A 13064-nucleotide genomic window follows, 5' to 3' on the forward strand; every position below is an offset into this window, starting at 1 on the left:
AAAAACAAGATATTAAAATACTAAAAAACAGTGTTTTAAAGTATATTTTGATTAGTAAATTTACTCTGATTTTGGGTTTTGATTGTACGAAACTATAGATTATATTTTGATAAAACAAATAAATTCAGAAAAAATGTGCTCGAACACACTTGAAAATGTTCTCGAGCACATTTTTTAAATTCGCTAAACTATATTCAGAAAAATTAAATGTAATTTATATATTTGCTTATATGGATAAAAAATATACTATTAAAGACATTGCGCAAATGGCCGGCGTTTCTAAAGGGACTGTCGACAGAGTTTTGCATAATAGAGGAAAAGTTTCTCCTGCGGCACTTGAAAAGATCAATGAGGTCTTGAATGTTATTGATTATGAGCCGAATCTAATTGCTAGAAATTTAAAAAACACTAAAATTTATAAAATCTGTGTTTTGCTTCCAGATCCAGAAATAGACTCTTACTGGCTTCCGTGTGTCAACGGTATTCAGGATGCGGTGAAGGAATTTAAACCTTACAGTGTCAATATTAGTATTCATTATTTTAACCCAGAAAGTAAAAAGTCTTTTATAAGTACGAATGAAGCGGTTTTAGGTCTTGAACCTGATGCTGTTTTAATAGCTCCTGTTTTTCATAAAGAAACTATTGAAGCCGTTAAAACTTATGCTGAATTGGATATTATTGTCAACACTTTCAACAATCAGGTAGAATCGAATTCTGTAAAATGTTTTGTGGGTCAAGATCTTTACAAAAGCGGTCGTGTTGCAGCAAGTTTAATGAATCTTGTTTTATCTAAAGGACAAATCGCTATTGTTCATATTGACGAAAGCCTAAAAAATGCTGTGCACATGCAAGAAAAAGAAAAAGGCTTTAGAAGTTATTTTGAAGAAAAAAATCTAGACTCTTTTACGCTGACAACTCTAAAACTGAAACATCCGAATGTTGAAAGTAAGTTTTTAAATTTCTTAGAAGAAAATCCTGATTTGACTGGTATTTTTATCACCACTTCTAAAGCATACCAAATCGCTAATACCCTTTCAACAGTAAAAGACAAAAAGATAGCACTGATTGGTTATGATTTAATTGAAAAGAATGTTAGTTATTTGAATCAAGGACTGCTTCATTTTTTAATTCATCAAAATCAAAAAAGACAGGCTTATCTGGGCGTGAGCACATTAGCAGAACATTTCTTGTATAGCAAGGAAATTCCTGAAACAATTTTACTGCCAATTGACATTATTAATGTTGAAAATGCTGATTTCTATATTTACTAAATTCTTTAAAAAAAATTACTCTTCGAGAATAAACTTTCCAAATGAAGAAGGAATATGAAAGTTTGGTGTTTCCGTGTTAGGATTCACCCAGGAAATCCATGTTGGTTCGTATTCCATATTTTCGTTTTGTGAAAATTTTGCGCGATAAACACCTGTTTCAATTACATTATCTTGGATCAAATCTAATTCTTTCAGCGAATTCATGCTTATTCTTCCTTGAACGGTAAATGAATTTGGATTTTTAAACGAGTAGATTTCCAATTGTCCTTTTGGCCATTTCCAATCGTAATCAAAATTCCAATTAGGATAGGCTTCAAAATCTAAAACTCGAGTATCAACATCCATTTCTAAACAATAATACGGACTCAGTTTTTCATCTTTTCTGAAAAAGAGCTCTACTCTATCTGAATTGCAAATACTGTCTGTAGAATCGTCTTTTCTATCAATGTAAACTTCAGAATCGAAAACTTGAAAATTAAAATACAGATAATCAAAATCCCATCTTGCTCTGAATTCGATTTTAGAAAATAATTCCGTTTTCCAAGGCGAACAAAAATCGGTCAGACAATCTGCTTGCTGCCAAAAAGCAGCATCTAAATTTTCGATATTTACTTTTTCATTTTGTTTAACGAAACTGACTTTGTAGGCTTTTAAATCTGAACTCATTTTTCTGTTTTTTAATTTAGTTTTTCAAAGTATGAAATCGTGTTTTTAGCTTGCATTTTCGATTTCAAAAAACACCTTCTTTTACTTTCTTTTAAAAATGCTAATATAAGGCAAACTTTTTCAGAAAAACCAATCTCCTTTTTTTAAACTTTCCAAACAAAAAAATAAGAGAAAGAAAAAACTCACATCTCAAACACTGAAAAATGTTTGATTAATTATTAGATTTTAAAATCATAAATTGCGGAATTATCAGTAAAAAACCAAAGCACTTTATATTCTGTAAAAAAGAAAACTCCCCACTAAGAATCCGATCAAATCAGACAACTGTTGATTTTACATTTTATTTTAAAAAATCATCAACTTTTTCAACCAAAAAAAATGATTGATGCAATTTTATGTGCTCGAGAACATAAATTTTGTGTGTTCGAGCACATTTTTTGTGTTTTTTCTTGTTTTATAATTTTTTAATCTATAGTTTCGTCGAACAATTAGAATTTAGACGATCCTTTTTGCATTCATTTTCGATCATTTTTAGCTAAAAAAAGAGAATTCAAAAATGTCAACAAAACCAAAATTTTAATCTGTAAAAAGAAAAAAAACGACTAAACAAGAACTCAATTATTAACCAAAACCTAACCAGAGTATGAAAAAAGTATTCGCTAAAAAGTCTAGTACTTTTAGAATGCATTCAGTACTTGAAAAAAGCTTAAAAACTGCTTTGTTTTCATTGTTGTCTTTAAGTATTCAAGCAGCGTCTGCGGCACCGATTAGTGAAATTGTTTCAAACAAAACCAGTTTATTAGCATTTCAAAAAATTGTTAAAGGAAAAGTAGTAGATGAAAAAGGGACTCCAATTCCCGGAGTTAATGTTGTGATTAAAGGAAGTAAAACGGGCGTTCAAACCGATATGGATGGTAGCTTTGCCATTGAAGTACCAAGCGCCTCAACGATATTAGTATTTTCATTTCTTGGAATGCAGGAACAAGAAGTTGTTGCAGGAAATTCTTCTTTAAAAATCACAATGAAAGAATTGGGCCAGCAAATGGATGAAGTGGTTGTAGTGGGATACAGCAAAGTAAAAAAAGAGAGCTTAACTGGATCGCTTCAAACATTAGACAACAAAAAAATCGTTGACGTGACAACTCCATCAGTAGAAAATATGCTTGCAGGAAAAGCGACTGGAGTTTTTGTAAACACAGGCGGAGGCCAGCCGGGATCTGTTGGAAAGATTATTATCCGTGGTAGAACTACTGTAAACGGAAGCACAGATCCGCTATGGGTTATTGATGGTGTAATTGTTGGAAACAGCTCTGGAAACATGAATCCAGCCGATATTGAAACGCTTACTGTTCTTAAAGATGCTGCTTCTACAGCAGTTTACGGTTCTCAGGGTGCAAATGGGGTTATCGTAGTGACTACAAAAAGCGGTAAAAAAGGAAAACCTTCTATCAGTTTCTCTGCTAAAACAGCGATGACTACAATCAATAACGGAAATTTTGATATTATGAATGGTTCAGAATTATATGACTTATATGATTCTTTTGCTAACAAAGAAGATTTTCAAAATGTTTGGTGGTGGAATCCAGAATTAAGAAACAAAAACTACGATTGGTGGAATAATGGTACTAAAACAGGAATAGCAAACGACTACAATTTGTCAATCAGCGGAGGCGGAGACAATTTTAAAAGCTATGTTTCTTTAGGATATTATGATGAAACTGGCGCCGTAAAAGGTTACGATTATAAGAGATACAACGGTTTAATGAAATTTGAGTACAAACCAAATACTTGGTTTACCTTGCGTCCTCAAATCAACTTAACAAAACAAACTACTTTTGACCAACAGCATTCTGTAGGTGCTTTGTACGGAAATATGCCTTGGGATAGTCCGTATTTAGAAGATGGCACTCTGGTAGGAAATGCTCCAAATCCGACTTGGGTAAATACCACTGGATCAAATTATCTGTATGATTTACAATGGAATTACGGAGAATCTGAAAATTACACGGTTCGTGCCAATTTAGATTTTGACATCAAACTTACAAGCTGGCTGACTTTTGCTTCTGTAAACAATTATATTTTTGGCAACTATAATTCAACGTACTATTCAGATCCAAGATCTTCATCTGGAGAAGCGGTTAAAGGAAGAATTGAAGATTATTTCAGTACTTATGATAGAATATACACCAATCAGCTTTTAAGATTTAATAAAACTTTTGACAAGCACAGCTTTAATGCCGTTGCAGGTTATGAATGGAACGAATACAATTCTAAATTCAGCAACGGAATAGCAACGGGAATTCCGCCGGGAATCGTGGTTGCAGATGCGGCAGCAGTTCCAGAAAAAGTAGCGGGAGGAAGATCGCAATGGGCTGTACAATCTTTGTTATCCAATGTAAATTATTCTTATGATGACCGTTATCTGGCACAAGTTTCTTTCCGTCGCGATGGAGCTTCAAACTTTGGTAAAAATGCACAATACGGAAATTTCTTTTCTGTAAGCGGTGGATGGAACATTCATAAAGAAAGCTTTTTCCACGCTGATTTTATTCATAACTTAAAATTGAAAGCGAGTTATGGTTCAGTAGGAAACAGACCAAATAGCTTGTACCCTCACCTTCCATTATATTCTTTTTCACAGAGTTATAATGAAAATCCAGGTGCTTTAATTTCGCAATTGGCTAATCCAGATTTAAGCTGGGAAAAAACATATACAGGTGATGTTGGTTTAGATATAGGACTATTCAACCGAGTGAATATTACTTTAGATTATTACAACAAAAACACTTCTGATCTTTTGTACAGAGTGCCGCTTCCGGGGGTAATTGGTGTAACCAGTATTTGGAGAAACGTTGGAGCAGTAAACAACAGAGGCTTTGAAGCGTCTATCAATGTTGATATTATTAAAAATGACAATTTTAAATGGTCTGTTGATGCTAATATTGGTACAAACAAGAATAAAGTGACAAGTCTTTATGGCGGTAAAACACAAATTATCGTTGGAGATGGAAGCGGTATTGCAGGTTCTGCCAATAAATTACTATCTCCAGGAAAAGATGTTGACAGCTGGTACTTAACGGAATGGGCTGGCGTTGATCCTGAAAACGGAAAACCTCAATGGATGACAACCGATGCGAATGGAGCTCGTGTTAAAACATACAATTATGGAGATGCTTCTAAAAATCAAAAAGTAATTGGAGCTTATACTCCCGATTTCTTTGGAGGTTTTTCTACCAATTTAAATTATAAAAACTTTGATTTTGCTGCCATTTTCAGTTATTCTGTTGGTGGGGAAATCTACAACTACGCGAGAGCCGAGTTTGATTCAGATGGAGCTTACACAGATCGTAATCAAATGAATTTGCATAGCGGCTGGAGTCGTTGGGAAAAACCTGGAGATATTGCTACACATCCGCAGGCGATTTACAACAATCCGAGTAACTCCAACAAAGCTTCTTCTCGTTTCTTAGAAACTGGAACTTATCTTAAAATGAGAAGCGTGACTTTAGGCTACAACATGCCAATTGAAAGTCTTTATATCTCGAATTTAAGATTGTATATAGCTGGAGAAAATTTATTTACAATTACACATTATTCTGGTGTTGATCCTGAAATTCCACCAATCAATGGAGCTATTTCTGGTGTTGCAACGCAGGTTTATCCTTCAACAAGAAAAGTGGTATTAGGACTTAATTTAACTCTTTAAAAACAAAATCATGAAAAAGCTATTTATATTATTTACAGCAATTAGTTTCCTGTCTTCATGTGAGTTAGACAGAGAACCATTTGATTCCTACACACAAGACAAAATTCAGGAAGATAAAGAAGCTTCAATTGAAGTTTTACTAAACGGATGTTACGCACAGCTTAAAGGCTGGTCTGATGTTATGCACCGAGTTGGTGAATATCCTGGTGACAATATTATGATTAGAGGAACTTCTACTGATTCTTTTTATTCTTTTATTTCCTATCAGCATGTTACCAATAACGATCGTTTGTCTGTTTTTTGGAATAACAGTTATAAAATCATTTCTCAATCAAGTGATTTAATTAAGATTATTAAAGAAGGAGAAAGTGATGCTGTTGATCAACAACTGGGAGAAGCTTACTATTTAAGAGGTATGATTTACTTTTATTTATGTAAAACTTACGGAAGACCTTATGCACAATCTCCTGAAACCAATTTGGGAGTTCCAATTGTAAATGGACTTCCAGCAGATTTAAACAATTTGACTTTACCAGATCGTTCGACTGTAAAAGATACTTACGCTCAAGCAATCAATGATTTGAAAAAAGCGGAATCTTTAATGAATGCAGATAAAACGGCTGCTTATGCTACAAAAGAAGCTGCTCAGGCGATGCTTTCTAGAATCTATTTGTACATGAGTGGAACTTATGAAACACCAAATCAAGAGTTTGCAACGCAGTCAATTGAATATTCAAACAAAGTAATTACGAGCCGTCGATACAGTTTATTGAGCCGTGCAAGTTTTATGAAATATAACACTTATGCTCCAGATGCTCCAGAACAAACTGAAACTATTTTTGCAGTGAAACAAGTAGCCTCTGAATTTTCTGGATACGATCATTATTATGGAATTGGCGGTATGTATGCCAACATTCAAGGTCAAGGCTGGGGAGAAATGTATGCTAGTGCAAAGTATTTAGATTTGCTGAGAAAAGCGGGAGGAAAAAATGATGCACGCTGGGCCTTTATTGATCCGCAATATGCTACTGATGCTGCCGGAAACAAAACAGAGGCTTTCCGTTTTATTTACGATGTATTTAATGCTGGAGGAACTCAGACTGGATATAATTACATGCAGCAACCTTTAAAACGTAATCCTGATGGTTCATTTTACATTACAATTGGAACTACAAATTACAATTTGACAACTGTAAACGTAGCAGAAAATCAGTATTCGATTGTTTATGAAGGAAAAACGTATACAGGCGAAAAAGATTATATGATGCTTTTAAATCGTGTGTATCCAATGTATTACATCACAAAATGCTCACTTCAAGATAACGATTCTCATTTGCACTCTCCTATTATTTCAAGATTGGCTGAAATGTATTTGAATCTGGCCGAAGCGTATGCAAAAAAAGGAGATTATACCAATGCATTGACCAATTTGAATGTGGTTCGAGAAAGAGCAATTGTTGGCGGTAGCTACACTTCTTTAAACAGCACAAATGCGGTACAGAGAATTGATGAAGAGCGCCAATTGGAACTTGCTTTTGAAGCACATCGTGGCTATGATGTTTACAGAAACGGACAAACTATGACACGACGTTACCCAGGTCCACATTTACCAATGAATGATGTTCCGGCAACAAGTCTGCGTGTAGTTCAGTACATTCCACAATCAGAAATTAATGCATATCCGGGAACATTGACCCAAAACCCATAATCGTTTTAGATTTGTTTATTGTTTTTAACAGCCTCTCTAGTTGCAAAATTAGAGAGGTTAAAAAAAGTTAATCATTCAACACTTACTAATGAAAAATTTATTCAACCTGATTTTAGCTTTTTCACTTCTGTCTTTTTCTTGTGCAGGCCACAACGAAACAGAAGAAACGGATCTTCTATTAGAAAATCCGAAAACAGAAATTTCACTTCCATTAGCAGGAAACGCATACAGTTCTAAACATTTAGAAAGCGACGTCATCACAGATAATGGAATTGAAAATTGGAAAAATGCCGACGAAACCTTTACAATTTATTTCCGAATTTTTAAACCTGGAACTTTTCAAATTACGGTTGAGGAATCGGTTGAAGTTTATGGGAAATCAGAACTCGAATTTTCAATTAACAATGAAGCCAAAAAAGTGACTTTCAATTCTTCAAAAAAAGCTGTTTTAATTGGAAATTGGAAAATCAATCAAGAAGGTTATGTGGCATTGAAAATTAAAGGAATAAGTAAAAGTGGTGATCGTTTTCCGTCCATCAATAGATTAAAAATTTCCAGCGCTGCTTATGACGGAAAAATTTCTTTTGTTCCAAATAACGAAGGTAATTTTTATCATTGGGGACGACGCGGACCATCTGTTCACTTAAATTATCCTGTTCCTGAAAATAGCAATGCCGAATGGTTTTATAACGAAATTACCGTTTCTGAAAACGAAGACAAAATTGGTTCTTATTTTATGGCAAACGGTTTTGGCGAAGGCTATTTCGGAATTCAAGTAAACTCGGCAACAGAACGAAGAGTTTTATTCTCCGTTTGGAGTCCGTTTACAACCGATGATCCGAATAGTATTCCTGAATCGCACAAAATTAAAATGCTCAAAAAAGGAGAAAATGTTCATACAGGAGAATTCGGAAATGAAGGATCTGGCGGACAGAGTTATTTAAAATACAATTGGAAAGCGGGTACAACGTATAAATTCTTATTGAGAGGATTTCCAAACGGAAATAACAGCACGACCTACACAGCCTATTTTTATGCACCAGAACAAAATAAATGGTTGTTGATTGCGAGTTTTAATCGTCCAGAAACGAATACTTATCTAAAAAGATTTCATTCGTTTTTAGAAAATTTTATTCCAGAACAAGGCGATTTATCTCGTAAAGTTCTTTTCAACAATCAATGGATTTGCGATGAAAAAGGAAATTGGACAGAAATAAACACAGCAAGATTTACCAATGACAATACAGGTGCAAAAGAATACAGAATGGATTTTTCGGGCGGAACAGAAAACGATTCTTTCTATCTAAAAAACGGAGGCTTTTTTAACAATTATACCACACCAAAAACTAATTTTACAAGAGCATTTACGAACAAAAAACCTGAAATAAATTTTACTAATTTACCGTAGACAATTTCTAAAAAATAAAAAATCTCACTATTTCCGATGATCAGAATATTGATTATCAAAACTTTTAAAACAAATTAATTATGAAAACCAGTAATTTAAAATTCATTTTAGTCGTATGCATTATGTTATGGGGGACATTTGCATCGGCTCAAATGATAAAAACAAAAACTCCAGCTCGTGCTAAAGGTCAAACCGATGTTTTACGTTTGGCTACTCCGGCAATTCCAACTGTTCGCGTTGCCTTTATTGGACTTGGGATGCGCGGTCCTGGTGCTGTAGAACGTATGACACATATTCCAGGTGTTGAAATTGTAGCGCTGTGCGATATGACACAAGAAAATACTTCTAAGTCAAATGAAATTTTAACTAAAGCTGGTTTTCCAAAAGCGCAAGAATTTTATGGTGACGAAAATGCTTGGAGAAAAGTTACGGCGTTACCAAATGTAGATTTAGTTTACGTAGCAACAGATTGGTTACATCATGCTTCTATTGGTGTTCAAGCGATGAAAGACGGAAAACATGTAGCGATTGAAGTTCCGGGCGCTTTAACAATGAAAGAAATTTGGGAATTGATTGATACTTCCGAGAAAACTCGTAAGCACTGTATGCAATTGGAAAATTGTGTTTATGATTTCTTCGAATTGACTACTTTAAACATGGCACAACAAGGTGTTTTTGGAGAAATTCTTCATGCTGAGGGTTCTTACATTCACGGTTTACAGCCTTTTTGGGGAGAATATTGGAACAACTGGAGAATGGATTACAACATTAAACACCGTGGAGATGTTTACGCAACACACGGTATGGGGCCAGCTTGTCAGGCATTAAACATTCACCGTGGAGACAAAATGAATTTCTTGGTTTCTATGGATACAAAAGCAGTTGGAAATCCTGCTTATATCAAAGAAAAATCTGGAAAAGAAATTAAAGATTTTAGAAATGGAGATCATACGATGACAATGATTCGTACTGAAAACGGAAAAACAATTCAAATTCAGCATGATGTAACATCTCCTCGTCCGTACAGCAGAATGTATCAGTTAAGCGGCACAAAAGGTTTTGCTAATAAATATCCTTTAGAAGGTTACGCTTTAGACGGAAAAGAATTAAGCGACGATGTAAAACCAAATCATGAAAAATTAAGCGCTCACTCTTTTGTTCCAGAAGAAGTTAAAAAAGCTTTAATGGAAAAATACAAACATCCAATTGCAAAAGGCATCGAAGAACAAGCTAAAAAAGTTGGAGGTCATGGTGGAATGGATTTCATTATGGATTATAGACTAATTTATTGCCTGCAAAAAGGACTTCCTTTAGATATGGATGTTTACGATTTAGCAGAATGGTCTTGCCTTGGTCCATTAACAGAAATTTCATTAGACAATAATTCTGCTCCTGTTGAAATACCAGATTTCACACGAGGTGGCTGGAATAAATTGAAAAAATTAGAATTCTCAGAATAAATATTGGTTAGTTAAAGAAGACAAGAGGGCGAAGTTAACATTGCTCTCTTGTCTGTTTTAAACCATTCGTAAAACAAAAAAACAATTACTTCAAAGATATATTCATATTAAAAAAGCGCATTATAAAGCCCCATAGGGGCTAAATATTTATAGAATTCAATAATATAATAAAAAAAGCTCCAGAGGAGCGACATATTATAGATTTAAAAAAACATATCACTCCTCTGGAGCTCCATAGGATAATCGAATATTCTTAACTATAAATATTTAGCCCCGATGGGGCTAAAAAAAATAAGCTGTCATAAATGACAGCCTATTTTAAATTTATATTTCTAAAAATTACTTCCAGTTAAAAGTAATTTTCTTTTCGATTTCACTGCTTAAACTTAAGAATACTGGACAAGTCATTGCAGCACGTTCTAAAATTGTTCTGCTTTTTTCATCTGCGTTGCTTTTCATTTGAAAAACAATTTCGATTGCTCCAATTCTTCTTGGTTCTGCATTCATGATTTTTGTTACTTCTGCAGTAGAACCTACAAAATCAACTTCCATATCACGAGCTTTAATTCCCATAATGGTCATCATACAGCTTGCTAAAGCGTTTGCCACAGTATCTGTTGGTGAGAAAGCCTCTCCTTTTCCGTTATTATCTAATGGTGCGTCAGAAATGATTTCACTTCCTGATTGCACGTGAATTGATTTTGTTCTTAAATCGCCTAAATAGGTTACTTTTGATGTCATTAATTTGCTACTTTTAAAGTTAAGTCACTATCGTAATATAAGATGTACACTCCTTTGTTAGCGTGTCCACCATCTTCTTTTCTGTAATATTGAAATTTATTATCTACTTGCTGTGTTGTCATCATATCAGCAGTTTCTTGGAATGTTTTTCCCTGTACCAAACGCATCATCGTATCAAAAGTTACGTCAAATCCTCTTGTTGCATAAGTTGTCGGATTCGCCTTGTTTTTCAAACGGTACTGTTTTTCATAAATTAAAACCGATTGATCATCACTTTCACGTGTCACAGAAGGATACATCAATTTCAATTTTACCAAATTATCAAAATTGATTTCGTCTGTATCTAATGTGCTGTTCGGTTCTAAAATCACCAATTGTACCTGGCAGGTTTTCTGCGAATCAATCATTGCTTTTATTGTCGCTTTAACCATTGCTGTGTTTCCTGTTTCCATTACCACATAATTCATTCTATTTGGAATTAATAAGCTTTTTAAACTAGCCACATCCAAACCACCTGTTTCTGTCAAAGATGCAAATGCAACTCCTCTCTGATTTTGTTTGATATAGTTGATAATAGATTCTTTTTTCTTATCCACAACCGCTACTATATTTCCGTTTTTAGAACGCATATAATCAAAAACAGAATTTCTGATAACATCACTTGCTGGAATAGACTGGTATAAATTCTCAATTGGATTCGCACTATCTTTTGATAATGGAGAAATAACAGGCACATTATACAAACGAAGTGTATTTGCCGTTGCTTCAGCGTTATTTTGGTAAAATGGTCCAATTACAGCATCAGCATCCTGAAGTTTAGAAATCAAACTTGAAACATTAGAAGTCGTTTTGGTTTCCTGCGAATCGTAAATAGCAACATCAATTGGAAGTTTTAAAGTTTTAGCAGAATCAATCGCCATCATAGCACCCGAATAAAAATCTAATGTCATATTCAAGAACTTGTCATTTTTAATTCTGTTTGCTGTTCCAGCTGTATCACTTTGTACTTTAGCTAAATTAAAAGGAAGTAATAAAACCACTTTTTTACGCTCATTTGTTTTCTTTTTAGTCAGCGCCACAACCTCAGAGTCATTTTCTTCTGATTTCACTTTATCAATAATCTTAATTCCTCCACCTGTGTTTTCAACTGGCTTACTAGAATCGGTTGTTTTATCAGGTACTTGTGCTGCAATAATTGGAGCTGGGGCAATATATCCTGCAGGAACTTTTAAAACCATTCCTTCTTTAACTCCTTCAGAAAGTGATGGATTTAGTGCTAATAATTCTTCTTGCGATAAATGAAAAACTCTTCCTAAACTATAAAAAGTTTCTTTTGGTTTTACCTGATAATCCATGTAAGAAACGGCTTTTTTAGCTGTTTCTGCTGGTTTCTTAGTTTCAACTGCCTTTGCTGTTTCCGCCGGCACATGATCTGTTTTTGGAGCTGTTCCTTTAATAGTCAATCTATAACCAACTGGCAGATTGGCAACAATATCCGGATTACGCTTTTCTAATTCTGCAACCGTCATATTGTACTGTTTTGCAATACCAAATTTGGTCTCTTTTGGCTGTACATCGTGATATACGTATTTCTCAGCACCTTTTTCTTTTACAGTTTTTGCAGCAGTTTTAGGAGCTGATCCTTTTGCAGGAATTACCAATTTCTGTCCGATTTGAACACCAGTTTTTTCCAAAAAAGGATTTGCCGCTTTTAAAGCTTCATCCGAAATTCCGTATTTTTTCTCGATGCTGTAAAATGTTTCTTTTGGCTGTACTTCATGAATCACTTCTTTTCCAGAAGATGTAGTCGTTTTAGTTTCAGCAACTTCTTTTTTAGCTTCTCCCGTTTTCGTAGGAATTAGCAACACAGAATTAGCTGTCAATCCATTTCTCGCATCTGGATTCAGCTGGTAAATATCGTAAGGCGTAACCTTAAATTTCTGTGCAATCTGATTAATAGTTTCTCCACTGGACACTTTATACTTAACCACTTTTTCCTGAGAAAAAGCGCTTGAAGAGATAAAGAATACAAAAGATAATAGTGTTAAATAATATTTCATAATATGGCTTAAAATCATTTTAATTTCTATTCAAAAGCAATTTA

8 protein-coding genes are annotated in these 13064 nt (G+C 34.2%); 5 read left to right on the forward strand and 3 right to left on the reverse strand.

Annotation, left to right across the window (positions count from 1 at the left end):
- Positions 1-230: 230 nt before the first annotated feature.
- Entirely contained in the window at positions 231-1271 is a 1041-nt protein-coding gene (locus tag NQQ59_RS05800) for a LacI family DNA-binding transcriptional regulator (protein ID WP_144214708.1), read from the forward strand.
- A 15-nt stretch (positions 1272-1286) separates the two neighbouring features.
- Here the strand turns inward: NQQ59_RS05800 and NQQ59_RS05805 are convergent, their stop codons facing one another.
- Positions 1287-1937: a sugar-binding protein gene (locus NQQ59_RS05805; RefSeq protein WP_144214709.1), complete on the reverse strand. Its 651-nt coding sequence runs from the start codon at positions 1935-1937 to the stop codon at positions 1287-1289.
- Positions 1938-2580: 643 nt separating this feature from the next.
- On the opposite strand from NQQ59_RS05805, the gene NQQ59_RS05810 reads away from it, so the two are divergent.
- The 4 genes from NQQ59_RS05810 to NQQ59_RS05825 all read left to right on the forward strand — a co-directional run bounded on the left by NQQ59_RS05810 (position 2581) and on the right by NQQ59_RS05825 (position 10219).
- Positions 2581-5643 (forward strand): SusC/RagA family TonB-linked outer membrane protein, encoded by a 3063-nt coding sequence (locus NQQ59_RS05810; RefSeq protein WP_144214710.1) that lies wholly within the window; start codon positions 2581-2583, stop codon positions 5641-5643.
- Between the two features lie 10 nt (positions 5644-5653).
- Positions 5654-7351: a RagB/SusD family nutrient uptake outer membrane protein gene (locus NQQ59_RS05815; protein ID WP_144214711.1), complete on the forward strand. Its 1698-nt coding sequence runs from the start codon at positions 5654-5656 to the stop codon at positions 7349-7351.
- Positions 7352-7439: 88 nt separating this feature from the next.
- On the forward strand, positions 7440-8759 hold the full coding sequence (locus NQQ59_RS05820; RefSeq protein ID WP_144214712.1) for a DUF3472 domain-containing protein: 1320 nt from the start codon (positions 7440-7442) through the stop codon (positions 8757-8759).
- A gap of 122 nt (positions 8760-8881) precedes the next feature.
- The gene (locus NQQ59_RS05825) at positions 8882-10219 is read left to right on the forward strand and encodes a Gfo/Idh/MocA family protein (protein ID WP_257698170.1); all 1338 of its coding nucleotides are present in this window, start codon (positions 8882-8884) and stop codon (positions 10217-10219) included.
- A gap of 339 nt (positions 10220-10558) precedes the next feature.
- Here NQQ59_RS05825 and NQQ59_RS05830 read toward each other — a convergent pair whose 3' ends face one another.
- Together NQQ59_RS05830 and NQQ59_RS05835 are read right to left on the reverse strand one after the other, a co-directional pair.
- Positions 10559-10960 carry an OsmC family protein gene (locus tag NQQ59_RS05830; RefSeq protein ID WP_144214714.1) on the reverse strand — a complete coding sequence of 134 codons (402 nt, stop codon included), beginning with the start codon at positions 10958-10960 and terminating at the stop codon, positions 10559-10561.
- Positions 10960-13020: a PBP1 and LysM peptidoglycan-binding domain-containing protein gene (locus NQQ59_RS05835; RefSeq protein WP_144214715.1), complete on the reverse strand. Its 2061-nt coding sequence runs from the start codon at positions 13018-13020 to the stop codon at positions 10960-10962. The genes NQQ59_RS05830 and NQQ59_RS05835 overlap by 1 nt, the downstream gene beginning before the upstream one ends.
- Between the last annotated feature and the right edge of the window lie 44 nt (positions 13021-13064).

Origin of the sequence: Flavobacterium panacis (assembly GCF_024649945.1) — a bacterium.
Classification (GTDB): domain Bacteria; phylum Bacteroidota; class Bacteroidia; order Flavobacteriales; family Flavobacteriaceae; genus Flavobacterium; species Flavobacterium panacis.